The organism is Mesorhizobium sp. B2-5-4 (assembly GCF_006441095.1).
Lineage (GTDB): Bacteria > Pseudomonadota > Alphaproteobacteria > Rhizobiales > Rhizobiaceae > Mesorhizobium > Mesorhizobium salmacidum.
In genome coordinates, this window is record NZ_VFUR01000013.1 from 52,467 (window position 1) to 77,527 (window position 25,061).

At 60.9% G+C, this 25,061-nt stretch carries 23 protein-coding genes and 1 pseudogene; 8 read left to right on the forward strand and 16 right to left on the reverse strand.

What is annotated here, in order from left to right; all coding sequences use genetic code 11:
• Nucleotides 1–136: 136 nt before the first annotated feature.
• Nucleotides 137–919: an ATP-binding protein gene (locus FJ492_RS17635; protein WP_140771205.1), complete on the reverse strand. Its 783-nt coding sequence runs from the start codon at nucleotides 917–919 to the stop codon at nucleotides 137–139.
• 495 nt (nucleotides 920–1,414) lie between these two features.
• Here FJ492_RS17635 and FJ492_RS17640 point away from each other — a divergent pair, with 495 nt between their 5' ends.
• The 6 genes from FJ492_RS17640 to FJ492_RS29240 all read left to right on the forward strand — a co-directional run bounded on the left by FJ492_RS17640 (nucleotide 1,415) and on the right by FJ492_RS29240 (nucleotide 5,828).
• A complete protein-coding gene (locus FJ492_RS17640; RefSeq protein WP_140717387.1) occupies nucleotides 1,415–2,176 on the forward strand; it encodes an alpha/beta hydrolase in 762 nt (253 codons plus the stop codon).
• Nucleotides 2,177–2,249: 73 nt separating this feature from the next.
• A complete protein-coding gene (locus FJ492_RS17645) occupies nucleotides 2,250–3,008 on the forward strand; it encodes an SDR family oxidoreductase (RefSeq protein ID WP_140510867.1) in 759 nt (252 codons plus the stop codon).
• A 226-nt stretch (nucleotides 3,009–3,234) separates the two neighbouring features.
• Nucleotides 3,235–4,065, forward strand: coding sequence for an alpha/beta hydrolase (locus FJ492_RS17650; protein WP_181166101.1), 831 nt, complete (start codon nucleotides 3,235–3,237; stop codon nucleotides 4,063–4,065).
• Between the two features lie 129 nt (nucleotides 4,066–4,194).
• On the forward strand, nucleotides 4,195–4,575 hold the full coding sequence (locus tag FJ492_RS17655; protein WP_246672930.1) for a cupin domain-containing protein: 381 nt from the start codon (nucleotides 4,195–4,197) through the stop codon (nucleotides 4,573–4,575).
• A gap of 151 nt (nucleotides 4,576–4,726) precedes the next feature.
• The gene (locus FJ492_RS17660; RefSeq protein ID WP_140771207.1) at nucleotides 4,727–5,479 is read left to right on the forward strand and encodes an SDR family oxidoreductase; all 753 of its coding nucleotides are present in this window, start codon (nucleotides 4,727–4,729) and stop codon (nucleotides 5,477–5,479) included.
• 94 nt (nucleotides 5,480–5,573) lie between these two features.
• Nucleotides 5,574–5,828: a hypothetical protein gene (locus FJ492_RS29240; RefSeq protein ID WP_246676052.1), complete on the forward strand. Its 255-nt coding sequence runs from the start codon at nucleotides 5,574–5,576 to the stop codon at nucleotides 5,826–5,828.
• A 527-nt stretch (nucleotides 5,829–6,355) separates the two neighbouring features.
• Here the strand turns inward: FJ492_RS29240 and FJ492_RS17670 are convergent.
• The 4 genes from FJ492_RS17670 to FJ492_RS17685 are packed head-to-tail and all read right to left on the reverse strand — an operon-like array spanning nucleotide 6,356 to nucleotide 11,874.
• Nucleotides 6,356–7,057: a response regulator transcription factor gene (locus FJ492_RS17670; RefSeq protein ID WP_140510873.1), complete on the reverse strand. Its 702-nt coding sequence runs from the start codon at nucleotides 7,055–7,057 to the stop codon at nucleotides 6,356–6,358.
• Nucleotides 7,047–7,436 carry a response regulator gene (locus FJ492_RS17675; protein WP_140717352.1) on the reverse strand — a complete coding sequence of 130 codons (390 nt, stop codon included), beginning with the start codon at nucleotides 7,434–7,436 and terminating at the stop codon, nucleotides 7,047–7,049. Before FJ492_RS17675 ends, FJ492_RS17670 begins: the two co-directional genes overlap by 11 nt.
• A gap of 2 nt (nucleotides 7,437–7,438) precedes the next feature.
• Nucleotides 7,439–8,080 (reverse strand): response regulator, encoded by a 642-nt coding sequence (locus tag FJ492_RS17680; protein WP_140510877.1) that lies wholly within the window; start codon nucleotides 8,078–8,080, stop codon nucleotides 7,439–7,441.
• On the reverse strand, nucleotides 8,077–11,874 hold the full coding sequence (locus FJ492_RS17685) for a PAS domain-containing protein (RefSeq protein ID WP_140510879.1): 3,798 nt from the start codon (nucleotides 11,872–11,874) through the stop codon (nucleotides 8,077–8,079). Before FJ492_RS17685 ends, FJ492_RS17680 begins: the two co-directional genes overlap by 4 nt.
• Nucleotides 11,875–12,297: 423 nt before the next feature.
• Here FJ492_RS17685 and FJ492_RS17690 point away from each other — a divergent pair, with 423 nt between their 5' ends.
• Nucleotides 12,298–13,215 (forward strand): MBL fold metallo-hydrolase, encoded by a 918-nt coding sequence (locus FJ492_RS17690; protein WP_140717358.1) that lies wholly within the window; start codon nucleotides 12,298–12,300, stop codon nucleotides 13,213–13,215.
• A gap of 363 nt (nucleotides 13,216–13,578) precedes the next feature.
• Here the strand turns inward: FJ492_RS17690 and FJ492_RS29490 are convergent, their stop codons facing one another.
• Complete coding sequence (locus FJ492_RS29490; RefSeq protein WP_348641912.1) at nucleotides 13,579–13,794, reverse strand: hypothetical protein; 216 nt, start codon at nucleotides 13,792–13,794, stop codon at nucleotides 13,579–13,581.
• A 309-nt stretch (nucleotides 13,795–14,103) separates the two neighbouring features.
• Between FJ492_RS29490 and FJ492_RS17700 the strand changes: the two are divergent.
• Nucleotides 14,104–14,225 (forward strand): annotated as a pseudogene (locus FJ492_RS17700) (aspartate aminotransferase); the annotation flags it as partial.
• A gap of 27 nt (nucleotides 14,226–14,252) precedes the next feature.
• Here FJ492_RS17700 and hemA read toward each other — a convergent pair.
• From hemA to ccoG, 10 genes are all read right to left on the reverse strand, one after another.
• Nucleotides 14,253–15,530, reverse strand: coding sequence for a 5-aminolevulinate synthase (gene hemA, locus FJ492_RS17705; protein WP_140771209.1), 1,278 nt, complete (start codon nucleotides 15,528–15,530; stop codon nucleotides 14,253–14,255).
• Between the two features lie 143 nt (nucleotides 15,531–15,673).
• Nucleotides 15,674–16,318: a helix-turn-helix domain-containing protein gene (locus FJ492_RS17710; protein ID WP_140771212.1), complete on the reverse strand. Its 645-nt coding sequence runs from the start codon at nucleotides 16,316–16,318 to the stop codon at nucleotides 15,674–15,676.
• Between the two features lie 167 nt (nucleotides 16,319–16,485).
• Nucleotides 16,486–16,926: a pyridoxamine 5'-phosphate oxidase family protein gene (locus FJ492_RS17715; RefSeq protein WP_140771214.1), complete on the reverse strand. Its 441-nt coding sequence runs from the start codon at nucleotides 16,924–16,926 to the stop codon at nucleotides 16,486–16,488.
• Between the two features lie 208 nt (nucleotides 16,927–17,134).
• Nucleotides 17,135–17,575, reverse strand: a complete 441-nt coding sequence (locus FJ492_RS17720; protein WP_140771217.1) for a DUF2267 domain-containing protein — start codon at nucleotides 17,573–17,575, stop codon at nucleotides 17,135–17,137.
• Nucleotides 17,576–18,006: 431 nt separating this feature from the next.
• Complete coding sequence (fixJ, locus tag FJ492_RS17730; protein WP_140509367.1) at nucleotides 18,007–18,621, reverse strand: response regulator FixJ; 615 nt, start codon at nucleotides 18,619–18,621, stop codon at nucleotides 18,007–18,009.
• Complete coding sequence (locus tag FJ492_RS17735; protein ID WP_246676059.1) at nucleotides 18,608–20,122, reverse strand: PAS domain S-box protein; 1,515 nt, start codon at nucleotides 20,120–20,122, stop codon at nucleotides 18,608–18,610. The genes fixJ and FJ492_RS17735 overlap by 14 nt, the downstream gene beginning before the upstream one ends.
• Nucleotides 20,123–20,421: 299 nt before the next feature.
• Nucleotides 20,422–20,577, reverse strand: a complete 156-nt coding sequence (gene ccoS / locus FJ492_RS17740) for a cbb3-type cytochrome oxidase assembly protein CcoS (RefSeq protein WP_140771219.1) — start codon at nucleotides 20,575–20,577, stop codon at nucleotides 20,422–20,424.
• Complete coding sequence (locus FJ492_RS17745; RefSeq protein ID WP_140771222.1) at nucleotides 20,574–22,862, reverse strand: cation-translocating P-type ATPase; 2,289 nt, start codon at nucleotides 22,860–22,862, stop codon at nucleotides 20,574–20,576. The genes ccoS and FJ492_RS17745 overlap by 4 nt, the downstream gene beginning before the upstream one ends.
• Nucleotides 22,859–23,356: a FixH family protein gene (locus FJ492_RS17750; protein ID WP_140750774.1), complete on the reverse strand. Its 498-nt coding sequence runs from the start codon at nucleotides 23,354–23,356 to the stop codon at nucleotides 22,859–22,861. The genes FJ492_RS17745 and FJ492_RS17750 overlap by 4 nt, the downstream gene beginning before the upstream one ends.
• Nucleotides 23,353–24,912: a cytochrome c oxidase accessory protein CcoG gene (ccoG, locus tag FJ492_RS17755; protein WP_181166674.1), complete on the reverse strand. Its 1,560-nt coding sequence runs from the start codon at nucleotides 24,910–24,912 to the stop codon at nucleotides 23,353–23,355. The genes FJ492_RS17750 and ccoG overlap by 4 nt, the downstream gene beginning before the upstream one ends.
• Between the last annotated feature and the right edge of the window lie 149 nt (nucleotides 24,913–25,061).

Here is a 25,061-nt window from a genome sequence, read left to right on the forward strand (position 1 = left end):
TCGAGAGGATCTGCCTCATGGTGCCCTCGTGGCCGCCTGCCACCAGGCTGAGGACGGGCAGGTTGTTCTCGTTTCATATGCAGGATGCTGTTGCGTATTTCCGTGGCCTTCGCGTCCATTTGCAAGCGCTCAGCCTTCACAAGGCAGGTCGATCGGTTTGTCCGGCGTCGAGTTGCAACGGTGCTGCCGGCACTCGCAGGATCACGGTCGTGCCAGCCCCCAGGATGCTCTCGATCTCGACGCTTCCGCCGTGCTCCGCGGCGAAATGCTTCACCATCGGCAAGCCGACACCGCCCAGGCCCTTGCCCTTCGTGGTGAAAAATGGCTCGAAGGCGCGGGCAACGGTCTGCTGCGTCATTCCGATACCTCTATCGACGATACGAAGCTCGATAAGAGCGGCATGGCCTTGAACGGCGGCGGCGTCGATCGAGATCAAACCGCCGTCCGGCATTGCGTCACGCGCGTTGAATACGAGATTCAAGACCGCATTCTGCAGGCCCAAGCGATCGCATTTCGCGCGAGGCAGGCCGGACCCGACACTGACATCAAGCTGGATGTGCGGCTCGCAAGCATGCCGGATGAGGGCCTCGACCTCGGTCAGGCAAGCGCTAACGTCGGTTTCGTCAATCTCGGGATGGCTCTCTTGAGCCCTGCTTATCGTCTCCCGGACAAGCGCGCCGGCCCGCAGCAAGGCCGTCCTGGCGCTGCCGATCACGGGCTCGAGCGCGGGAGCCACCGAGACGTTAGGGTCCCGTGCGATGCGGTTGAGCGCGGATAACGCGATCTGGATAAGATTGCCCAGATCGTGAACGGCGCCGGCTGTCGGCGGCTTCGTGTGCAGGTCGTACCGAGCGGCTTCGGCGGATGAGTCACGCGCATGCCCGCCCGCTGGGTCGGCTTTTATCTCTGCGCTTAGCATCTCAGCCTCGTCTGTTCGGCAACGGCCTCTGTCTCCAGGGACGCTATTTCGACGGGCCTTTGCCATCGATTGGATCGAGGGAGAGGGCCGACCATACCGTGGTATATGCCGTACTGCAGATCTCGTTGGGCTAAGCCGGTTCGATCGGTGGCCAGGACTTTATGGAGGTCGGTCGTCTGCTTGTCCGACTCCCGGCCTACAACGCCCAGCAGTATTGGCCTATGCCTCTCATGTGGCGTTTCGCTCTTCAGCCGTCCCCTTCGGCCGCCGCCCACTTTACCCTGATCGTCTGACCGATCGATGCCTCGTGCTGCCCTTTGCCTTTCGTCGGCCAGGATTTCCAGTCTCCGAATGCATCCGCCCTAGACCTTCGCATCGGAAGACCGATCCCCCCGTAGAATAGTTCGGCACACAGGCTCGGAGCATTCTTCCCTGCAGCTGGTCACGTCCCGGTCGCAAAGGAGAAGGAAAGTGCAAAAGATTACGAGAATTCTGATGCTCGCCGCGGCGTTTGCCGCTTCGGGTGACGCCATGGGCCAACCCGCGGGCCGGCGGATCAAGCCGACAATCGTGCTTGTGCATGGCGCCTTCGCCGAGTCGTCGAGCTGGAACGCGGTGATCGCCGACCTCAACAAGGACGGCTACAAAGCCATCGCTGCGGCCAATCCCCTTCGCAGCGTCGCGGGCGATGCAGCGGCGGTTTCGGCCGTCATCCGCTCGATCTCGGGGCCGGTCGTGCTGGTCGGCCATTCCTATGGCGGGCCGGTCATCACCGAGGCAGCCAACGGAAAGAGCAATGTGAAGGCGCTGGTCTATGTGGCCGGGTTTGCGCCGGAGACCGGCGAGTCCAGCCTCACGCTTTCGGCAAGATTCCCCGGCAGCACGCTGGGCGACGCGCTTCTGCCAGTGGCGCAGCCTGACGGAGGCCAGGACCTCTATATTCAGTCGGAAAAGTTCCACGAGCAGTTCGCGGCCGACATACCGTCGGCCGAGGCCAGCCTGATGGCGGCGACCCAACGTCCCGTCGCCAAAGCCGCTCTGGCGGAGCCATCCGGCGCCGCTTCATGGAAGACTATCCCCTCGTACGCGATCTATGGCTCAGCCGATCGAAACATCCCGCCTGCGGTCATGAAGTTCATGGCTGAACGCGCGCATGCCGTGAAGACCGTGGTCGTTGGGGGTGCTTCCCACGCAGTGATGGTTTCGCATCCCGACGAGGTCGCTGCGCTCATCGAGGACGCCGCCTCAGCTCGGTGAAGAGCCGGCTGCCCGCAACGGCCGGCATTTCCGTTCCGCAACGCAATTCAGCACGCAAGACAGGAGATTGGATATGAAAATCGTCATCATAGGCGGCACAGGACTCATCGGTTCGAAGACCGTCGAGAGGCTGCGCAAGAAGGGTCATGAAGTGCTCGCTGCTTCACCGAACAGCGGCGTCAACACCGTCACGGGCGAGGGCCTGACGGTAGCTCTCGCCGGAGCGCAGGTCGTCATTGATCTCGCAAATTCGCCTTCGTTCGAGGACAGGGCCGTTCTGGAATTCTTCGAGACCTCCGGACGGAACCTCCTCGCGGCAGGCAAGACGGCCGGCGTCAAACACCACATCGCGCTCTCGATCGTGGGCGCCGAGCGCCTGCCCGATAGCGGCTACCTGCGCGCCAAGATGGCGCAGGAAAAGCTGATCCGGGAGTCTGGAATTCCCTACACCATCGTTCATTCGACGCAATTCTTCGAATTCCTGGGCGGCATCGCCCAGTCGGCAACGGTCGGCGATACCGTAACTCTTCCGTCCGCCTACTTTCAGCCGATCGCATCGGACGACGTGGCCGACGCCATGACGGAAGTCGCGCTCTCCGCCCCGATCAACGGCACCATCGAGATCGCGGGGCCTGAGCCTATCCGCATGAGCGATCTCGTCGCGCGGTTCCTGAGGGCGGCGAACGATCCGCGCAAGGTGATCGGGGATCCCCACGCGCGCTATTTCGGCACGGAACTGGACGACAACTCGCTGGTCCCCGGTGATCATCCACGCATCGGAGCGATCCGTTTCGAGGACTGGTTCGCCCACGCCCCGCTCACACGACCCTGATCCACCGCGGTCGCGCATCGCCCGATGACGCGCCGTCCAGCTTCAACGCGAAAAGAGTGAGCCGATGAAAGACGACTTTTCCTCCTCCGCCGGAGCATCGCGCCGCGACATCTTGTTAGGCGCACTCGCGGTCACCGTGGCAACCGGCCTCTCCATAGCCGCGCCCGCGCAAGCAGGGCGGGCGAAATACCTTCCCTCTCCCAGACCAGACAAAGGACCAATGACGATGAGCACCATTACCACCAAGGACGGCACTGAGATCTATTACAAGGACTGGGGTCCGAGGGATGCCCAACCGATCGTCTTCCACCATGGCTGGCCGCTCAGCGCCGACGACTGGGACGCACAGATGCTTTTTTTCGTCGACCAAGGATATCGCGCCATCGCCCATGACCGGCGCGGGCACGGCCGCTCCGCACAGGTGAGCGACGGTCACGACATGGATCACTATGCTGCCGATGCGGCGGCGGTGATCGAGCATCTCGGCTTGAGGGACGCTATCCATATCGGCCACTCGACCGGCGGCGGGGAAGCGGCCCGCTACGTCGCCCGCCATGGCAAGGCGCGCACCGCCAAGCTCGTCCTCATCGGCGCAGTGCCGCCGATCATGGTAAAGACGCCGGCAAATCCTGGCGGCCTTCCAATCGAGGTGTTCAACGGGCTGCGCAAGTCGCTCGCCGACAACCGGGCGCAATTCTACATCGATTTCCCATCAGGGCCTTTCTACGGTTTCAACCGGCCGGGCGCGAAAGCGATCCCGGGCGTCATCCAGAACTGGTGGCGGCAGGGCATGATGGGCGGCGCCAAGGCGCACTACGACGGCATCAAGGCCTTCTCGGAAACCGATTTCACCGACGACCTCAGAATCATCGACGTTCCAACTCTCGTTATGCACGGCACGGATGATCAGATCGTGCCATTCGCGGATTCCGCCCCTTTATCCGCAAAGCTCCTGAAGCACGGTACGCTCAAGGCCTACGAGAACCTGCCGCACGGCATGTGCACGACCCATGCCGAACTGGTGAACAACGACATTCTCGCTTTCCTCAAGTCATAGGCTCACGCCATACCGCCAGCGAGAGCCTGCCGCCGGCCGTCCTCCCCTCCGACCGGCGGCCCCCAATCACATCAAACCGCGACTGGAGCCAGACAAGTGATCAAGACCTTCCTCTGCAGTGCAGCAACCATAACGATTCTCGCAAGCGGGGCACTTGCCCACGATACGATCGGCGAGAACGTCAAGCTCGTCTACGACCAGCCGCTGCCCAACGTGCCAGGCAAGAGCATGCGCGCCGTATTGGTCGAGTACGAGCCCGGCGGCACCTCCTCGGCACATACGCATCCAAAGTCGGCCTTTATCTACGCGACCGTGCTTGAAGGAGCGATCCGCAGCAAGGTCAACGATGGGCCGGTCACAACTTATCACGCCGGCGAGAGGTTTTCCGAGTTTCCGGGCGACCGGCACGGCGTCAGCGAGAATGCCAGCGCGTCTGAGCCTGCCAAGCTGCTCGCCGTGTTCGTCGTCGATACCGACGAGCAGGAACTGACCACACCCTACGGCGAATGAAAGCCCGGTTTTCCTGGACCGGTTCGAGCAGGAAGAAGACCTCGCCGCGGAGCATTCGGCGGTCCGGTCGATAGGATAAGGAGGGCTGCGATGCTTATCGAAAAATTGCGCGATCTGACGTCGCCACGTCGTGCCGGCTAGGAGCAAAGCCATGTCCGTATTTGACAACAAGGTCGTCATCGTCACCGGTGGAAGCTCGGGCATCGGGCGCGCCACGGCGATTGGCTTCGCCAGGCAAGGCGCAAAGGTGATGGTAACCGGCCGCCGCGCGACGCCGCTAAAGCAAACGGTCGCCGAGCACCCGAATATTGTCAGCCTCGTCGCCGACGTCGCGAAGCCCGAAGATGCCCCGCGCACCATCGCCAGGGCAATCGACACATGGGGTCGCCTCGACGTGTTGGTAAACAATGCCGGCGCCGGTGCTCTCCTGCCCCTGCGTGATGCTAGCGCTGAGCAGATCACGAGCATATTTGCTGCCAATGTCGTCGGTCCTAGCCTACTGGCGGCGGCAGCACTTCCGCATCTGACGGCGACGAAGGGAACAATCATCAACATCTCCAGCACGTTCGGTCACAAGCCCGGTGCTGGCCCCTCCCACTACGCCGCCAGCAAAGCGGCGCTGGAGCATCTGACCCGCTGTTGGGCGCTCGAGCTCGCGCCTGAGGGGGTGCGCGTCAACGCCGTTGCTGCCGGCCCGACCGAATCCGGCGCGCTGACGGGCATGATGGGGCTCTCCCCGGAGCATGCTGCCGTTATCGAGGAAGCGGAGCGCGCGCAGATACCGCTCAGACGACGCGGCAGCCCGGACGACGTGGCCAGGTGGATTCTGCATCTCGCCGATCCGGCGTCCGAATGGGTGACCGGGCAGGTCGTCGCCGTCGACGGAGGTCTAGGCCTCACATGATCGCTTATGTCCGATTCTTGACGATGACCGCAGCCGTCACCGGACAATGAACTTCTCGCCCTGCTGCACGAAATCCACTGAGGAGACCAGGAAGATGAACAGCGCCAACAGTCGGGAGCTCGCAGGGATTTCGGTTCCCGACACGCCGTTGGTGCAACGCGCCCTCGACTATGCCCGCGCGGAATGTGAGCCTTATCTTTTCAATCACGTCATCCGGTCCTGGATGTTTGCGGAGCGGATGGGACAGCTTCGCAACATCGATTACGACGCGGAAGTCGTAGCCGTCGGCGCGCTGTTGCACGACCTTACGCTTAACGAGCGCTTCAACGGTGCGTCGGTTCGAAGTTGAAGGCGCCGATCTGGCTCGGGTCTTCGCGAGGCAAGCCGGCATCGACGAGCGCCGAGCCCAACTAATCTGGGATAGCGTCGCCCTCAACTCGACACCATCGATCGGTCTCCACAAGGAAACGGAGGTGGCGCTCTGTACTGCCGGGATCTGCCTGGATGTCGTAGGCCTGCAGTATGAGACATTCCAGCCGCGGAGGTCGCAAGGATCGTCAGCGAGTTCCCGCGGCTCGACATGAAGCGGCGCATGACACGGTGCTTCTGCCACATCGCCGAGACAAGGCCCGAAACGACCTATGACAATTTCGTTCGGGATTTCGGTGAACGCTACGTCCCTGGGTATCGAGTGCCTTCTTCCGTCGACATGGTTTCGAACACACCCTTCGACGAATAGACCGCAAACAAAAATATGGAACGGATCAGGCATTACGTGAGAAGCTGAATCGCCTCAGTCCGGTTGATTCATCGCGTCCACCAATTCGATCTCAGACCTGACCGACGACGGTTCTCTCCGTCGACGCCCAGACCCGTTCAAGCCAAAGTCTTGCCCGCGCCGGCCTCGCGCATCGGAGCGGGCAGTGTTTCCCACGCCCGGATCAGCTCGCCGATGGAGGCCGCCTCCATCTTGCGCATGACATTGCCGCGATGCAGCTTGACGGTGATCTCGCTTATGCCGAGCTCGAACGCGATCTGCTTGTTCAGCCGCCCATGCGCTACTTCACGCAGGACCTGGCGTTCGCGTGGGGTAAGCGTCTCGAGGCGTTCGACATTGCGCATTACCACCGCGGCTTCCGCCCGCCGCCTGGCGTCCATGGCAATGCCCGCAATCACGGCATCAAGCAGCGTTTGGTCCCGCACAGGCTTGGTGAGAAAGTCCACGGCGCCGGCCTTCATCGCCTGGACGGTCATCGGAATGTCACCGTGCCCGGTCAGAAAGATGATGGGCTTGAAGTTGCCGTTTCGAGCCAGGTCATGCTGCAGATCGAGGCCACTTGCTCCAGGCATGCGGACATCGAGGATCAAGCAGCCGGGACTATCCAATATGCCGGCTCCAAGCAATTCGCGGGTCGAGGCAAAGCTGGCTGGCTGGAATCCCGCCGACAGGATCAACTCCGAAAGCGCCTCGCGAACAGACGCATCGTCATCGACAACAATGACGACCGGCTGCTCCGCTTCACCTTTCCGCTGCGACAACGGCGCCGATCTGCGCTGCAGCGGTTGGTCAACTCTCATGATTACCCTCCATTTCCCCGTAGCGTAAGGCATTGGCGATCGCCGCAAGCAGGGCTTGACCGTCGAAAGGCTTGCGGAAAAAACCGCTAATACCCTGTGCGCGAAACTGATCCGCTATCTCGTGGCGGCCGGTGATAAGGAACACCGGCAATTCCGGACGAGCCTTCTTCACCAGGTCGCGAAGTTCGAAGCCATCCGTGCCGGGCATTCCGATGTCGGTGATGAGCACGTCCACGCCCGACAGTCCGCAGGCGAGCAGCGATCGCGCCGAAGAGAAGCAACAAGCTACATAGCCCGCGGATTCCAGGAGGTCCTCCAGCGACTCGAGGACTCTGGGATCGTCGTCGACAACCGCCACGACAGGTCGCAACTTGTTCACACTCAGCTCCCTCCCGCTCGTCGAGAGTGGGTAATCGGTATCTCCAATCGTTCCGCCATGCGCACGAGATCGGCGAGCGACGCCGCCATCATTTTCTGCATCACTTTCCTTCTATGGATCTGCAACGTAACCTCGCTGATCCCCAACTCAGCCGCGGCCTGTTTGTTGAGGAGACCGCTCACGACAAGCGGCAGCACGTCGCGCTCGCGCGGCGTGAGCTCTAGATAGCGTTGCCTCAACATGGCGAGTTCGGCGCGCTCCGATCGCCTTTCCCGATCCTGGGCGATCGCCGTCTGGATTGCGGCCATGAGGTCCGCGTCACTGAAAGGCTTTGTCAGGAAGTCCACGGCGCCGTGTTTGATAGCACGCACCGAGGATGGGATGTCGCCGTGCCCTGTTATGAAGACGATCGGCGGATGATCGCCTTCGGCGATTTGCTTCTGCAGATCGAGGCCGTTGATGTCCGGCAATTCCACGTCGAGGATGAGGCAGGCGGGGACGTCCGGCTTGTCCGCCAGGACATAGTCGCCGGCCGATCCGAACGCGATGGCGCGCATGCCATGCGACTCTAGTAGCTCACCAAGCGCTTCCCGGATGCGCACGTCGTCATCGACGATGAAGACCATGTGATTGCGGGTCGTCATGCTGCCGCTTTCATTTCAACGGGCATTGTGAAGACGAACGTCGTTCCGTGCGGCTCGTTCTTCTCCACCCACAACCGTCCGCCGTGCGACTCGACGATCGAACGGCAGATCGCGAGCCCCATGCCCATGCCGTGCTCTTTCGTCGTAAAGAACGGCTCGAATATTCGGTCGGGAAACTCGATGCCCGGGCCACGATCGCTGATTTCGATCTGGATCGCATCCCTTATCCGGCGCACGCGAAGTCCAAGAGCTCTGTCGCCCGCAACAGAGTCCATCGCGTCCATGCCATTGCGGATGAGGTTCACCAGAACCTGCTGAATCTGCACCCGATCGAGCGCGACAATAGGCAGGTCGCTTTCGACATCGATGTCCATACGAACACGACGCCGCGCCGCCTCTTCAGCGATGAGGTCGCGCGCCTCCGCGATGACGCTGCCGAGTGTTGTGTAGGCCATCGCGTCTGCGGACTGCTTGAATAAGGCGCGGATGCGGCTGACGACATCCGCCGCCGAGTTGGCATCCCGGATAATGCGCTCCACCGTCTTCTGCGCCCGCTCGATATTTGGCGGTTCGGCCGTGAGCCAGCGCTGGCAGGCATACGAGTTGGCGACGACAGCCGCCAGAGGCTGGTTCACCTCATGCGCGATAGAGGCCGAAAGCTCGGCAAGACTCGCCGCCTGGCTCGCACGTGCAAGTCTCTCTTGCGCCAGACGCAGCTCTTCTTGCGCTCGAACTTCACCGTCGATGTCCAGGCAGACGACGTTCCACTGAACAATCGCCCCTTCGGCATTGCGCATCGGCGCTGCGCGCATATCGACCCAGCAATATTCGCCATCGAAGCGCCGCAGACGGTGCCTCCGCGCATACGGTTCGCCAGTGGCCAACGAATGAGCATAGTTCGTTTTGACACCCGCCAAATCGTCAGGATGAACACTTTCGTCGAGCGTGCCGGCCAGGCGGGACTTTCCCTTGCCGTCCAGTGACTCCAACTCATATCCGAGGAATTCGCGGAGCTGACGGCTGCGATATATCGGCTCGCCATTCGGCGCGGCGCAATCGATCATCACCGGCAGCGTTTCAACCAGCTGCCACAGCGAACGTTCTCTCTCGCGCAGCGCCACCTGTGCGCGCATCTCATCGTCGATGTCGATGGAAACCTGGTACCAGCGCACGATCGTTCCGTCTCGATCGCGCAGAGGCTCGCAACGCCCCTCTATCCAGCGATAATTGCCGTCCTTCCAACGCCGGCGATATCGCATGATGAAGGAGTTGCCAGTTTTGAGGCAGTTGGCCGACGTAGCGAGCACCTCGGGAGCATCTTCGGGGTGAACCAGCTCTTGCGCCACCCTGGTGAAATCTTCGAAGTTCGCCCCGGAGATGCCGAGATCCTCCAAAGACCGCCTGTTGACGTAGGCCAACTTGCCATCGGGCGTCCAGCTCCAGATGTGGACCGGCAAGGCATCGACAAGCTGCTGAAGTTCGCGCTCTCTTTCGCGCAACGCCTCCTGCGCTCGCATCTCGTCTTCGATGTCGATTGAAGCCATGTACCATTGCACGATCGCGCCATCGGCATCCCGTAGCGGCTGCGCTCGTGCTTCTATCCAGCGGTAGACGCCATCCTTCTCGCGCCGACGAAACCGGTTCACAAAAGGCTGGCCGGTCGCAAAGCCATTCGATGCCCTCCGGAACATTGTCGGAAAATCTTCAGGGTGGGCCAGGTCCCGAGCCAGAGCATCGAAGTCCTCGATGTGCGTGGGTGGTGAACCGACCTTCTCCAGATATCGCTTGCTGGTGTAGGTGATCCTGCCTGAAGGGGCGAAGCTCAGGATATTCACGGGCACGGCGTCAATCATTTGCTCCAGCTGCCGCTTGCCCTTCCGCAGCGCTTCTTCGGCCTTCACTTGGTCGTCGATGTCGTGCGAAAGACCGTACCATTGGACGACGGCCCCATCCTCGTTTCGCATCGGTTCCGCACGACCCGACATCCAGCGAAAGACACCGTCGACGCGACGCAGGCGGTAGTTCAGGGAGAAGCTCTCGCCGGTGATGATGGAGTGGTTGAGGGCAGCTTCCAGCTTGGCCGCGTCGTCGGGATGTACGATCGCCGCTATGGCGGCTGTCAGACCATTTCCTGCCGCATTCTCGTATTCTCCTACATCGAGACCGAGAAACTCGACCATTCGCTTGCTGAAGAAGACCGGCTCGCCCGACGCAGATAGGCGCCAGAGGAAGCTCGGCACCATATCGACAAGTTGTGAGAGTTCCCGCTCCCGGTCGCGCAAAGCTTGCTGCGCGCGCATCTCGTCGTCGATGTCGATGGAAATTGCATACCACTGCACGATTGCGCCGCCGTGATCACGCAGCGGCTCACCGCGTCCATCCACCCAGCGGTACGCGCCATCCGCACGGCGCATGCGATACTTCATGGAGTATGGCTCGCCGGTAACCAGGGAATGGCGGACGGTCTCCAGGAGGCGCGCCGCATCTTCGGGATGGACGAGAGATTGTATCGCCGCCGTCAGCCGGCTCATCGCCGGCTTGTCCAAATCCGCCACGCCGTCCAAACCGAAGAAGTCAAGCAAGCGCTTGTTGAAGAAGGTCGGCTCGCCTTCAGGCGTCAGACGCCTGATCTGGACTGGGACCATGTCGACGAGCTGAGAAAGTTCCCGCTCACGGCCACGCAGCGCCGTCACGGTTTTCTTGTAGACGTCATTGTCAAGCGCGATGCCATACCATCCCGCGACACGACCATGACTGTCGCGTGCTGGTCGCGCGGCGGTTCGAGCCCAGACATAGAGGCCGTTCGCGCGCCGAAAGCGAAACTCGACATTGAAGGGATCGCCTGTCCTGAGACAGTGGCGCCAAGTGGCTGCGATCTGCTCGTAGTCGTCCGGGTGAAGTACGCGCTTCCAGGCAGTATGCCCCTCGTGCAAAGAAGCGTTCAAATCTTCCAGCGTCACGCCAAGAGAGTTCTGCGCAAACGGATGCAGGTAAATCCATCTGCCGGCCGCATCGAATGCCCATCCGTTTCCGAATATGCTCTCAACGATCTTCGCCGATCGAATTGGTTCAGCGTCGTTTCCGACCGACGGGTCCAACTCTGCCGAGGTGGGCGGCTCCCTGTCCGTCACCAGATCGTCAATATCGACACTCACACTGTATCCTGGCTCTGACCGCGTCTCATTCCAACGATAACTGCCGTCGGCTTGGAGTTGCCGGTGTCTCGTCACCTGAGGAACGCCCGTCCAGAAGGCGCGGGCGGCAGCGTGAGCTGCGGCAGTCCGGTCATCTGGATGGACAAGGTTCAGTGAATGCGGAGCGTCGGAAACGGCTTTGCTTTCGAGCGCATCACTGATGACGTCAGCGAATTGTTCCTTGGCTGCGGACGGAATATCGCCATCAATCAGTGCGCCGTACCATGCAAGGATACGACCTGTGCTATCGCGCAACGGCTGCCCCGAGCTCCTGCTCCAACCGTAAGCACCTCTAGCGCGCAATATGCGATGCTCCATATTGTAATGGTCACCCGTTTGCAGGCAGCGGCGCCACATTGCGACGGCGCCGTCGTAATCGTCTGGATGGATCAGCCGCTTCCAACCCACCGCGCCCCCTTCCGAAGGCAAATTGAGTTCCTCTAGCGTTGTGCCGAGAAGCGTCAGCGTACCAGGCGTCACGTAGGTGAATTTGCCCGAGGCGTCTGTCGCCCACGCGTTGCCGACCACGCCTTCGATGATCCGAGCCGCTCGCAACGCTTCGGAGTTGGTTCCGCCAATGGACTTAAACGCTGTCGTCATTGTCTTCTCCTACCGGGCAAAGAAAGCCGGAGACCGTCAGCGCCTTGTGTAGCACTCATCCTTGGATATCTGGGTGGCGAATTGGCTTGCCAGCTTAACTTGACCATGCCTCGGCCGCACCTCATGGAAATCCATGAGATATGGCCGGTCCGGCATTGCGGACAGGGCTGCCAGACGTCCCGAGTGAAGATCCAAGCAGCCAGGGTGAAGGGATACTGAAGGGCAAGCAGTTGGTCGCGACCTTGTCTAAGCGGGTCGCCATTTGCTGGCAAAAGAAGCCGACGCGTCGGTCGTTTATTTCGATGCCCCCGCAACCTATCCCGTGGTGTGGCTCGCCCTCTCCCTCGACACAATCGACCGCAAACACGCCTCGATATACGTCGTCGATGCCGCGTCTAAAGCGGCGGTCAGCAGGAGATAATCATGAACCTGGACAAAACCTCACACCCCGACAGAACGGGGCCTGAAGAGCTGGTTCCGTCGCGCTATGCGGTGCGGGTCGGCGAGATTGACGTGCTGGTGGTCAGCGATGGGGTGCTGCCGCTTCCAACCAAGATGTTGGGGCACAACGCCGACCCGGCCGCGCGTGCGGCCTGGCTGAACGACATGTTCCTGCCCCTGGACGCTTTCGACTGGGCGTTGAACGCAGTCGTGGTGCGCAGCGGCGGGCAGACCATACTCATCGACGCTGGGCTGGGATTGGACCCGGAGTTGAACTTGCCGCGGGCCGGGCAGTTGACCAAGCGACTGGAGGCCGCCGGCATCGATCTTGGATCCGTAACCGACGTGGTCCTTACCCACATGCACATGGACCACGTTGGCGGGCTGCTCGTCGACGGGGTGAAAGACCGCCTGCGTCCGGACCTGCGGATCCATGTGGCGGCCGCCGAGGTCAAATTCTGGGAGTCGCCCGATTTCTCCCAGGTCTCAATGCCGCCCGGTTTCCCGGACGCGCTTCGGGCAACCGCCAAGCAGTTCCGGAAGGAGTATGAGAGCAAGCTGCGGCTATTCGATGAAGAATCCGAGGTGGCGCCGGGCGTGGTCGTCTCCCGAACGGGCGGCCACACTCCCGGGCACAGCATCGTCCGCGTGGCGTCCGGCAAAGACCGGCTGATGTTTGCCGGCGACGCCGTGTTCGCGGTCGGATTCGAACACCCCGACTGGCACAACGGTTTCGAGCACGACCCCGAGGAGGCAGCTCGCGTCCGGGCCCGACTTTTGCGAGAGCTGGCGGAGACCGGAGAGCTGCTGGTGGCCACGCATATGCCGTTCCCCTCCGTCGGCCATGTGGCGATGGACGGCGATGTCTTTCGTTGGGTGCCGGTCTTCTGGGATTACTGACCTCTTGTTGGGTTAGGGCTAATAGGGCGCGTACTCATTGCGTTAATGAGTTCGCGCCCTTGTGTCTGCTTTTTTTGCGCCAGAACTCGCCAATCCGCAGGTGGCTCCGAATGAGACGTTTGACGCCTAGTGTCGGTGTCGATCCCCGGCGCGATGGTCGCGGAGCCATAAGGAACGATACGGAAAGAATGTTTGCCATGTGCCCGCGAAAAACATAACAAAAACAAACAGTCGATGACACCCTCCGGGCCCACCATAACCATTGATTTCGTTGATGAAAACTGGCCTCGGCCCAAAATGTTTTGGGCCCGTTATGGGCCCGGGTATGCTGTGGCGGCCACCTTTTGTTCCAGATCGATCTGATCACTTGACGACTCGCACGGCCGCTCGTCGCTTCATGGCGTCGCGTTTGGCTTCGCGCTCATTGATCGCACGAGCGATGTCGACCGCGATCCGCTTCTTGTTTGCCTCACGCACGTAGTCGTCCGTTACGGTCATAGAGGAATGCCCCATTGCCTCCATGATGGCGTGCGCCTGAACGTTGCATTCCGCGAGGTATGTGCCGAAGGTACGGCGCAAACCGTGAAGCGTGTACCCGTCGGGAATGAGATGGGTGTTATGATAGTAGAGCTAGGGCTAGAGCTAGAGCTAGAGCTAGAGCTAGAGCTAGAGCTAGAGCTAGAGCTAGAGCTAGAGCTAGAGCTAGAGCGCTACCGCCTTTCCCCACTCATCGAGCTGCCAATTCAAAGATTCGGTACTACGGCTGAACGCAGTGAGCCTTGCGGCCGATGTCATTGATCGAGTGCATTCCCTAGGCTTGACCGCGGCCTATGCCAAACGGGCTTTCCGTGACTGGGTTCATCGAGGACAGGCAATACATAGTCGAGCATGGCGCCAGGCACCGCCTTCGGCCTGGCGGCGAAGCCTTCCTCAGGCTGTGCTTCCACCGCCGCCTCGACCAGGTCGAGGAAGCCGTGCACCGGCTGGCGAAATGGATGGAGACTGTTTGACCAAGCGGCGGCTTTAGCCGCTCGCCGTCAACCGCCCGATTTGGGCACCAATAGCGGAATGATCCGGTCGCTCTTGGCGACCGAAGGCCGTCCCGCAGACCCGTAAGGAATGCCGAGCGCGTCCCATGTCTCGACCAGCGCGTCCTGCAGTTCGGCGATCAGCGCGTCGGAATGGAACGGCGTCGGTGTGATGCGCAGCCGCTCGGTGCCCCGCGGCACCGTCGGGTAGTTGATCGGCTGGATGTAGATGCCGTGCACGCCAAGCAGGCGGTCGCTGGCCATCTTGCAGAGCTCCGGATCGCCAACCAGCAGCGGCACGATGTGGGTTGGCGACTCCATCACTGGCAGGCCGGCGGCGGACAGGATCTGCTTGGTTCGGCTCGCCTGCTGCTGCTGGGCGTCGCGCTCGGCCTGCGAGCGCTTGAGATGCCGGATCGACGTGGTGGCCGCGGCGGCGATCGCCGGCGGCAGCGCCGTGGTGAAGATGAAGCCCGGCGCATAGGAGCGCACCGCGTCGATGACGGCGCTGGTGCCGGTGATGTAGCCGCCCAGCGTGCCGAACGCCTTGGCCAGCGTGCCTTCGATGATGTCGATGCGGTCGGCCAGGCCTTCGCGCTCGGTGATGCCGCCGCCGCGCGGTCCGTACATGCCGACGGCATGGACCTCGTCGATATAGGTCATGGCGTTGTAGCGTTCGGCGAGCTCGACGATCTCTTTGATCGGCGCGATGTCGCCATCCATCGAATAGACGCTCTCGAAGACGATCAGCTTGGCGCGTTCGCGCCCCGCGGTCTGCAAAAGGCTTTCCAGATGCGCGACGTCATTGTGGCGAAAAATCTTCTTTTCCGCACCCGAGCGCCGCACGCCTTCGATCATCGAGGCATGGTTCAGCTCGTCCGAGATAATCAGACAATTGGGCAAAAGCCGTGCGATGGTCGAGATCGAGGCTTCGTTGGAGACGAAGCCGGAGGTGAAGACGAGAGCCGCTTCCTTGCCGTGCAGGTCGGCGAGCTCATGCTCCAGCTCGACCAGCGGGTTGGACGTGCCGGAAATATTGCGGGTGCCGCCGGCGCCGGAGCCCATCTTGCCTGCCGCGTTCTGGAACGCTGCGATCACGTCCGCGTGCTGGCCCATGCCGAGATAATCGTTGGAGCACCAGACGGTGATTTCCTCGGCGCGGCCGTTGGCACGCCAGATGGCGCGCGGGAACTTGCCCGCGATGCGCTCGAGGTCGGCGAAGACGCGGTAGCGACGCTCGGCATGGAGCTGGTCGATCGCCTCCTCGAAGAAACGCTGGTAATTCATGGGTTCGTTCCCTCCGACCGCGAAACACCTCTGCTGGTCGACGCCATGTGAAATGCTAATGCTCGCGCCGTTTTGATTTCCGTCAAGGGCAGGGCACTCCACGCTCGGCCGAATCGGCATGCCGGTGATCCGAGCCAATCGGCTCATTCGCTGATATTGCGCAAGGTATCGTATCTGACGATCTCGACGTTGCGCAGACCGAGAAGACGTATCGTGCCCTTGTCCTTCAGCTTGGTGAACACGCGCGATACAGTCTCGATCGTGAGGCCCAGATAGTCGCCGATGTCCATCCTCGACATCGGCAGTTCGACAGGCTGCAATCCACCTTGGCGCTCCGCCATATCGAGGAGGAAGGCCGCGACACGTTCGATGGAGCTCTGACGCCCGAGGACCAGGAGATGCTCCTGCGCCCGTATCAGGCCCTTGAGGGCAAGCGGCAGCAGTTTACGCGAGACATCCGCGCCGGCCGCGAGCCGGACAGCACGGAGACCAGTCATGTTGATCGCTTCGGCAAAGAAGTGATGCGTGGCGTCTGCTTCAAAGCCAAAAGTCTCGCCTGCAAGGTGAAAGGCGCTGATCTGCCTGCGACCGTCGGCGAGGAGGCGGTAGAGACGGACGGCCCCGAACTCGACCTGATAGAGGGCTCCGGCCTTTTCGCCCTGGGCATAGATTTCCGAGCCTGCGGGATAGAAGCTGACCGGTTGCGGCTGTGTGCCATCGAATGCCGCGGGAAAGCTCATTTGATCGGATTGCGAAGGCAATACTCTGGAGACGGTGTAGGCGTGCATGGCTGTTTTCCCCGGTTTTGTCCGTGACACAGCAATCGCGCCAATTCATGTGTTGCGGAATTCGGTTATGTCCCTACGGAGAACTACCTATCCCCCAATCAGCGGGCAGCTTTCAGCCAAATTGCCCGGATCGAGAAAGCAGCCCTACCAAGCCAGCCAAGCGCCAGCTATTCCACGGCTTCCCGACCCGACACCTGCTGCACAAGGAGCCGGAAGAACACATGCGGTGCGCTGTCCGAAGGCATGACTGGCTTGAGCGCGCCGGGCTCCCACCAGTTGGAGTGCTTGCTCAACATCGCCCAGGCATGGTCCCGTTCGAGCTTGTGGCCAATCCGATCCGGCAGCTCTTCAAAACGGCCCTCGACGACCACGCTTTTCCATCTGCGTCCTTCACCCTGTTCACCAACCTGAACGGACACCAGCGGATTGGCTCGCATCCATTCGATCTTCTTGCCCGGCATGGAAAACGCATAGAGATGATTGTCGGCGTGGGCGTAGTAGATCGGCACGAGATAGGGTTGCCCGTCCTTGGCGCAAGCCAAGTGGCCAACGCGATTGGCGGTCAAGAACTTCGTGCATTCCAGTACGGAAAGGATCCGGATCAGCATCGGTGCAATCTCCAATCTGTCGTCATGGTCCCTGGGACGGTCTCTGGCGCCCGTCTTGCAACGGTCAGGAGGGCGAGACGGGCATTGAGGCTTCGGGCTCCACCCGCGCCAGGAACGTGGCCCAGCGAGACTGCGCTATTGATTCGCAGCCAAAGCTTCTCCCGTTAGGCGCCCAGCTTCCGGCATCCTGTCTGTCGCGGAGCATCGGTCAGTCCGCTGGCCACAGTTCACGAAGCGACTTCTTCATCGAGCTTCGGACCTGCACGATCTCGCCATGCGATATATGGCGGTCGAGAAGCGTGAACACGGCGTTGATAGCGACGTCGAAATCGATCTCGTCGTCATGACCGAAACTGGCTCTGACGCTCGTGATAAAATCACGCTTCGTTCTCTCGAACGCCGGCAACGGCGATGGTTTCCAGCCATCGAAGTAAACGCCACGGACCAGGACTGGCAACTGCGCCGATAGATCGGCCATTTCTGCAGGCGACAGCCAGTCGCGCAGTGTACGCAGAACGGATCTCATCAGCCGATAGGCGCTTGGCTCGCTCCAGCCGAGATCCTTGGCCAGTTCGTTGACCCATTGCTGCGCCTGCTGGGCCGCGTGGTTGAAGGTAGCAAACGAGGTATGGGATACGATGTGGTTCATACGATTGTTCCTTGGAAGCCTCCGCCAGTTTTCGCGCCTCGACGATGTTTGCGCATTGAGTTGGATCAATCTGTAGGAGAAGTCGGCTGCTTGCCAAATGATCACACATCACCTTTTCCGGCGTCCACGCAGCTGCGGATGGCAGCCCGGAATTCTCGAAAAATGATGCAAATCAATGCGCGGCTCGCCGTTTGTGAAGATCGTGCTGCGATGTGGAAGCAAATCCTAAGCGCGCCGTCTGGCTGCGACCTCGAACTGGCCGTCTTTGATGAGGAGGGCGGGCACTCGCTTGTGTTTCCCTGCCGGAAGGCAGACAAAGGCTGGCAGAATGCGGCGACCGGCGCGCTTGTCGACATTCGGCCAACTCATTGGCGCGATTGGCGGGCGGAAAGAACCCCAGCCAGCCATGACAAATCTGTCGGAGGTCCAGCTTAGCTTTTGGATTCCATGATCAACGCCATGCGCACGAGATGTGAAAGGCTGCCGGCCGCCATTTTGCTCATCACGTTGGCACGATGGATCTCGACCGTGCGCGGACTGATGCCCAGGTCGTAGGCTATCGTCTTGTTCGGCAGCCCTGACACGAGCCCGTTGAGGACCTGCCGCTCGCGCTCCGACAAAGTCGACAGGCGACTGCCGATCTCAGCGGATTGAGGGTGCGTGGCGCCCACCTGCTTGCCCCCATCGAGTGCCGAGCGGATCGCGTCGATCAGGATCTGGTCGTCGAATGGCTTTTCGATGAAGTCGGCGGCTCCTTCCTTCATTGCCTGGACGGCGAGGGCAACATCGGCGTGACCTGTCATGACGATTGTCGGAACCGTATGGCCCCGGGCCCTGAGCTGTCGCAGGAACTCGATGCCGTCTATACCAGGCATGCGCACATCAGTGACGATGCATCCTTCGATCTTGCCGGTCATCATGTCGAGAAAGGCCGTTGCCGAATCGTGCAGCCGTACGGCGAAATTCGCCGTGCCAAGAAGGAAACCAAGCGATTTTCGAACGTCCACGTCGTCATCGACCACGTGCACAAGATCATTCCCGGCCATCGGCGACCTCTTCCCTTTCAAGGATGCGCAAGGTGAACCGGAAAGCGGTGCCCTCCGTCGGAACCGCCTCAGCCCATATATGGCCGCCGTGCGATTCGACTATCGTACGGCAAATGGAAAGCCCGACACCCATGCCATGTTTCTTGGTGGTGACGAAGGGCTGGAAAAGCTGGGCCGACACCTCCGGCGCGAGGCCAGGGCCTGTATCAATGACGCTCACCTCGGCCATGCCATCTTCGCGGGCAACGGTCGTGACCTGTAATTCACGGCGCAGCGCGCCTTGCATGGCTTCCACCGCATTGCGCATCAAGTTGAGCAGAACTTGCTGGATCTGGATACGATCGGCCAGGACAAGTTCGGCGGCAAGATCCAGCTTGTAGCTGACGAGCAAATCTATTTCCCTTGCGCCGACCAACGCTAGGGATGAGGCCTCCTCGATCAGAGCCGGCAGGCGCTGGACCTGGCGTTCGCTTTCGCCCCTGGCGACGAAATCCCGAAGGTGACGAATGACTTCTCCTGCTCTCAGCGCCTGTTCCGCCGCCTTCTCGACAGCCTCCCGCAGCATCGGTGCACTCGCTTCGGTGCTGCCTTCGAGAAGCCTGCGACTGCCCTTTAGATAGTTCGTGATCGCGGTCAGCGGCTGGTTGATCTCGTGCGCCAGCGTCGATGCCATTTCGCCAAGCGCGGTAAACCGGGCCATGTGAAGCAATTCCACCTGCTGCTCCTGAATTCTCGCCTCTGCCCTGTGGCGCTCGGTCAGGTCGCGGCAGAAGCCGGTAAAGAATCGTCCAGTTCCGGGATGCATCTCGCCAACGGAAAGTTCCATCGGAAAAGTCGAGCCGTCCTTGCGCATTCCGGTAACGGTGCGGCCGAGCCCAATGATGCGGCGTTCACCGGTCGTGAGATAGCGTTGCAAGTAGGCGTCGTGCTCCTCGCGGTAGGGGGACGGCATGAGAAGATTGACATTCTGACCGATGACTTCGTTTGCCCGATAGCCGAAGAGCGTTTCGGCAGCGGTGCTGAAGGACTGGATATACGCTTGCTCGTCGATAACGACCATCGCATCCGGCACCGTTGCCAGGATCGACCGCAAGTGATCTTCGCGCAGCTGAAGAGCCGCGTTTGCAAAAGAAAGTTCGCTTACATCGGTGCCCTCGATGAAAATGGCGGTGATGTGGCCATCCTCGGCTCTGATAGGCTGGTAGACGAAATCCAGGATGCGCTCTTCGACCTGTTCGTCGTCCCCGTTGCGCAGAGTGACCTTGACCCCTCGGCCCCTGTAGGGCTCACCGGTTTCGTAGACCTGGTCCAACATTTCATACAAGCCTTGGCCCGCAAGCTCGGGCAGGGCCTCGCGCACCGATTTTCCAATGACCTGCCTGTTACCGATCAGCCGTTGATAGGCACCGTTGGTCAATTCGAAAACGTGACCTGGCTCGCGCAACAAGGTCATGAATCCTGGAGCTTGGTCGAACATCTGCGACAGCGCCGATTTCAGCATCGTCCCACCTGTCGACAAATCGCGCGCTTCGCTCACATGAAATCCCTGGATTGGTGCCCCGCGGCAAAGCCTAATTAACATCCCTTGCCGTGCAAGCAAAACCAATCGAGCCAGGGTGTTTGGTGTGACCGCTGAGGATTTGAAAATTGCTCTTCGATTAGCATCAAGGCGGGCGGCGCCGAGCGGGCGCAATTCATCACGACGATCGACCGCTCCGCGAAAGGCGCCTGACCTGATGTCACGCATCGGCTGGCTTCGGCAGCGATGCCTGGCCTGGTCACCAGCTTGCTTCCAGCCATTCACGGGTTCGGAGCGTCCTCCTGATCAGTCAAAATACGCTCGGGCGCGCCATCAAGATCGTCATACTGACCACTCCTCAGCGCCCACAGGAAGCCCAGCAGGCCCAACGTGCCGAGAAACAGTGCAACTGGTATAAGATAGACGAGCGTCGTCATGGCATTCGTGCCGATGCTTGGAGACCCGAAATCGGGGCTTGTAGGGCCGTCGGGGCTTGTTGGCCCAGTGCGAAGCCATGCAGGCGTAGCGCATTTGCAATGACAAGCAGTGAAGAAATCGACATCGCCGCCGCCGCGATCAGCGGCGTGACGTGACCGAGGATTGCGACAGGCACCGCAACCGCATTGTAGACGATTGCCAAAGCGAGATTCTGCCTGATGAGCCGTCCGGCTTTTCTGGACACCTCCAGCGCGAGCGGTATCGCCAGGAGGCTGTCGCGCAGGAACACAAAGTCCGCGGCGTTGCGGCCGATGTCGGCCGCCGTGGCTGGCGCGATCGAGACATGCGCCGCACTCAATGCGGGCGTATCGTTCAACCCATCGCCAACCATCAGAACCTTGTGCCCTGACTTGGCGAGGGTTTCGATGTGTTCGACCTTGCCGGACGGCAGGAGGCACGAAACGAAGTCGTCGATATCGAGTGTCCGAGCGACTTCAGCACAGGTTCCCGCGGTATCGCCCGACAGCATTTCGACCGACACGCCAGCGCCTTTCAATTGCGCCACGGCAGCCTTGGCGTCGGCGCGTAGCGCATCCTCGAATTCGAAGGTAGCGACAATGGTTCCGTCCTTCGTCAGAACCGTTCCACCATAGCCATGCTTGCCTTCACCTCCGGTTCTGGTTTTCCATCCGGCCCATACGCGCCGACCCAACCGCCAAGTGCTTCCTTCGGAGATGGCTTCGATTCCGAATCCCGGATGCTCGGTCATGGCATCGAATTTCGACTGCCTGCCGAGAATGGCAGAGCCCTCGATGGCCTTTGAGTAAGGATGGCGAGAGTTTGAGGCGATGTTGGCGGCAATAGCCAACATGTGGGGATCGATTGAGGGCGCGTTGACTAGCCGGGGCTGTCCCTGCGTGAGCGTTCCGGTCTTATCGAACGCCGCTGTGTCAATCGTTGCCAGACGCTCCATTGCCGAGCCATCCTTGACCATGATGCCGCTCTCGAACAGGCGTCGAGCAGCCACCACCTGCACAATTGGCACCGCAAGGCCAAGCGCACAGGGACAAGTGATGATCAGGACCGCGATCGCGATGGTCATCGCCCTGTGCCAGTCGCCTGTGGCGGCCATCCATCCGAGGAATGTCGCAAAGGCGGTGAGGTGGACAACCGGGGCATAGAGTGCCGAGACGCGATCGGCGATCCGGCGATACCTCGCCCGCCCGCCTTCGGCGGCCTCCATCAGCCGAACCATTTCCGCCAGGAAGGAGTCTTTCGCGGCGGCCATGGCCTCGATCGTCAGCGGGCCAGTGAGATTGAGTATGCCGGCCTGGACGATTTCTCCGGGCGATGCCTGTCGCGGCTTGCTCTCGCCGGAGACCAGGGAGCAATCGAGATCCGATGCTCCTTTGAGGATCTTGCCGTCAACCGGAATCCTGTCGCCCGCAGGCACAAGGATCTGCATTCCGGGCTCAATTTCCTCAACGGGCAGGTAATGGCGAGAGCGATCGGCGCGTACGACCATTGCGCCACGCGCGGCAAGCCGCGACAGCCCGTTCACAGCGGTTCGCGCGCGTTCGCGCATGACATGGTCGAGCGTTCTGCCGATCAACAGGAAGAACAGCAACGACACCGAAGCGTCAAAATAGGCGTGAACGCCATGGTTGATTGTTTCGTAGAGGCTCATTGAGTAAGCGAGCGAGACGCCTACGGCAATCGGCACGTCCATGTTCATGCGACCATGGCGCAATGCATTCAATGCCGAGCGGAAGAATATGCCGCCGGCGAACGCCAGCGCCGGGATGGCGATCAGCGCCGATACCCAATGGAACAAGTCACGCGTTGCACCTTGCGCCCCGGACCAAACCGAGACGGAGAGGAGCATGATGTTGCCGGCGGCAAAGCCGGAAACAGCAACGGCGCGGATCAATTCAGACAGCGTTTCGTCCCGTGCTTCGGCCTGAGGATCGAAGAGGTGGGCCTGATAGCCCAGGTCGGCGAGGACGCTTGCCAGTGGTGGCACCGCACCGTCACGCCAGCGGACGGAGACCCTTTTTGTGGAAAGGTTCACGCGCGCGCTTTCGACCCGATCGAGTGTGCCGAGCGCAGACTCGATGGTTTGGATGCAGGCACCGCAGTGGACCGTTGGCACCGACAGATCGGTTTGATTGATTCCGTCGCCAAGCGCCCGGCTTGCCAGGCGGATCTCCTGGCTTGACGGCAAATTCGCCGTCGGACCACCGAGATCCAGTACGGATTCAGCTCCGGGTGCGCAGCAGCTCATTGGATTTCACCGTGAGCGATGATCAGCCGTCGAACCTCGCGATACGGCTCGGAGAGCCCTGCGTCGGCGTCCACCTCCACAATCCAGACCCCGTCTTTTGGCTGATGGCGCGCTGCAAATTCCTGTGCGTTCCCGGAAGTCAGAATGACTAATTCGTCTTCCTTCTCATAGGCAGGATGGCGAAACATCACCTTGACACTGTGCAACGCAATCGGTTTGCCGGCGGCGTCAGCCAGGCTGTAACGGACGTCTCCGTCCGAGATGACAAACAGGCTTTTCCAACCGAGTGCCGCCTGGGCGCGGCCTTGCTCGGCTTTCTTGTTGAATTGCTGACTGGCGACATAGGTGTTCTCGACCACGAGGCCTGTCCAGCTTGTGTTTGCCAGTGTGGCCATCAAGACGTTGACCCCGATGACGACACCGAAGAAAGCCAGGATGACGGCAAGCATATGCCTGCCGGTGAATTCGCGGGGCCGTTGTGTCGCGGTGCTCATTTGCTGATCTCCGGCGCGTTGAAGGTGGCGACGTACTGGTTAGACTCGAATGACGCTTTGTCCTCGGCGACGAACTTGAAGCTCTGCGTTTCGCCCTGAATCCGAGCAGCTGGCATGCGCACAAAAATCTTCAGCGTTTTCAGTCGGTCGGGTTCGACAGGAATCGCAAAGGTGCGCCCCGGCGGAAGGTCGCTGCCGACCAGGCTCATTTCGGCGCCGTCGAGCCCCTGTAGCGTGACGACGATTGTCCGCGGCTCTGGAATCATGTTGAGCAGTTTGACCGTGTAGCCATTGCGGATGGCGCCATCGGACAACGTGACGAATTGCGGATTGCGGTCATGAAGGACATTCACTTCGAGCCGGTCCCGCGTCAGCAGCGAGTAGACCAATCCAACTCCAAGCATCGACCACAGGCCCATATAGGCGAAGGTGCGTGGCCGAAAGATTTTCCTCAGATGGAAATGCACAACCTTTTCGGAGAACCGCCCGTCACCGGCCCTGATCAGCGAAGGTGTGATGGGCGACGCTCCCTGAGCCGTGGCCAGGGCCATGTTGGAGTTGTAGTCCGTAAGGGTGGCGTAGGAGATCAGCCCGCGCTCCCTGCCGAGCTTATCCATGACGCCGTCGCACGCGTCGATGCACAGCGCGCAGGTAATGCATTCGAGTTGCTGACCGTCGCGGATATCGATGCCCATCGGGCAGACGGCGACGCAGGCGTTGCAATCAACACAGTCCCCGGTTGGAAGGCCGGCTGCCTGGGCTTTCTTGGCATGCCGCGAACGCGGCTCGCCCCGCCAGTCATTGTAGGTGACCGTCAGCGAACTCTCGTCGAGCATGGCTGCCTGGATCCGCGGCCAAGGGCACATGTACGTGCACACCTGTTCGCGCATCAGCCCGCCGAAAGTGTAGGTAGTCGCTGTCAGGATGCCGATCGTGCCATAGGCGACGGCTGCCGCGGTCCCGGTGAAGACCTCCCGCAGGAGTGTTGGGGCATCGGCGAAGTAGAATATCCATGCTCCACCTGTCGCCACCGCTATGACCAGCCAGATTAGGTGTTTGGCCGTACGAAGTGCGAGCTTGCGAGCTGTCCACGAGCCAGCGTCAAGTTTCATGCGCGCATTGCGATCTCCCTCGATCGCGCGCTCTACGACAAGAAACAGATCGACCCATACCGTCTGCGGGCAAGCGTAGCCGCACCAGGCGCGGCCGACTGTTGACGTGAGCAGGAAGAGGCCGACCCCGGCCATCACGAGCAGCCCGGCGACGTAGTAGAATTCCTGCGGCCAGATTTCGATGAAGAAGAAGTAGAAGCGGCGGTTCGCGAGGTCCACCAGGACCGCCTGGTCTGGCGCGTAAGCGCCGCGATCCCACCGCAGCCATGGTGTCAGGTAATAGATGCCGAGGGTAACGGCCATCACCAGCCATTTGAACTGGCGAAAGCGACCAGCAGCGCGCTTGGGAAAGATCTTCTTGCGTGCGGCGTAAAGCGGCTGCCGTGTCTTGGCGGAATTGACCGGCTCTGCCTCAAGCCGTTCTATCTGTGTTTGGTCCAGCACCGGTATCTCCAGACGCGTAGCTTATGATCTGGATAGGTTTGACGCATGGTGGCCCGGACTTCGTTGACGCAAGTCAATCCGCCAGCGGTCAACAAAACAGTCGAGGCCCGGCACGGCCGGGCCTCGTCGCTTTGGCGGCGAAGGGCAGG

Excerpts from the sequence above, each read along its gene's own strand:
- FJ492_RS17685 (WP_140510879.1), bottom strand. The coding sequence starts at position 11,874 with ATGACGACAGCGTTTAAGTCCATTGGCGGAACCAACTCCGAAGCGTTG.
- FJ492_RS17645 (WP_140510867.1), top strand. The coding sequence starts at position 2,250 with ATGAAAATCGTCATCATAGGCGGCACAGGACTCATCGGTTCGAAGACC.
- FJ492_RS17750 (WP_140750774.1), bottom strand. The coding sequence starts at position 23,356 with ATGAGCACCGCGACACAACGGCCCCGCGAATTCACCGGCAGGCATATG.
- FJ492_RS17715 (WP_140771214.1), bottom strand. The coding sequence starts at position 16,926 with ATGCTGATCCGGATCCTTTCCGTACTGGAATGCACGAAGTTCTTGACC.
- FJ492_RS17660 (WP_140771207.1), top strand. The coding sequence starts at position 4,727 with ATGTCCGTATTTGACAACAAGGTCGTCATCGTCACCGGTGGAAGCTCG.
- FJ492_RS17670 (WP_140510873.1), bottom strand. The coding sequence starts at position 7,057 with ATGAGAGTTGACCAACCGCTGCAGCGCAGATCGGCGCCGTTGTCGCAG.
- ccoS (WP_140771219.1), bottom strand. The coding sequence starts at position 20,577 with ATGACGACGCTCGTCTATCTTATACCAGTTGCACTGTTTCTCGGCACG.
- fixJ (WP_140509367.1), bottom strand. The coding sequence starts at position 18,621 with ATGGCCGGGAATGATCTTGTGCACGTGGTCGATGACGACGTGGACGTT.
- FJ492_RS17690 (WP_140717358.1), top strand. The coding sequence starts at position 12,298 with ATGAACCTGGACAAAACCTCACACCCCGACAGAACGGGGCCTGAAGAG.
- FJ492_RS17650 (WP_181166101.1), top strand. The coding sequence starts at position 3,235 with ATGAGCACCATTACCACCAAGGACGGCACTGAGATCTATTACAAGGAC.
- FJ492_RS17635 (WP_140771205.1), bottom strand. The coding sequence starts at position 919 with ATGCTAAGCGCAGAGATAAAAGCCGACCCAGCGGGCGGGCATGCGCGT.
- FJ492_RS17640 (WP_140717387.1), top strand. The coding sequence starts at position 1,415 with ATGCTCGCCGCGGCGTTTGCCGCTTCGGGTGACGCCATGGGCCAACCC.
- FJ492_RS17735 (WP_246676059.1), bottom strand. The coding sequence starts at position 20,122 with ATGCTGAAATCGGCGCTGTCGCAGATGTTCGACCAAGCTCCAGGATTC.
- FJ492_RS17680 (WP_140510877.1), bottom strand. The coding sequence starts at position 8,080 with ATGACGACCCGCAATCACATGGTCTTCATCGTCGATGACGACGTGCGC.
- FJ492_RS29240 (WP_246676052.1), top strand. The coding sequence starts at position 5,574 with ATGAACAGCGCCAACAGTCGGGAGCTCGCAGGGATTTCGGTTCCCGAC.
- FJ492_RS17745 (WP_140771222.1), bottom strand. The coding sequence starts at position 22,862 with ATGAGCTGCTGCGCACCCGGAGCTGAATCCGTACTGGATCTCGGTGGT.
- FJ492_RS17720 (WP_140771217.1), bottom strand. The coding sequence starts at position 17,575 with ATGAACCACATCGTATCCCATACCTCGTTTGCTACCTTCAACCACGCG.
- FJ492_RS17710 (WP_140771212.1), bottom strand. The coding sequence starts at position 16,318 with ATGCACGCCTACACCGTCTCCAGAGTATTGCCTTCGCAATCCGATCAA.
- hemA (WP_140771209.1), bottom strand. The coding sequence starts at position 15,530 with ATGAATTACCAGCGTTTCTTCGAGGAGGCGATCGACCAGCTCCATGCC.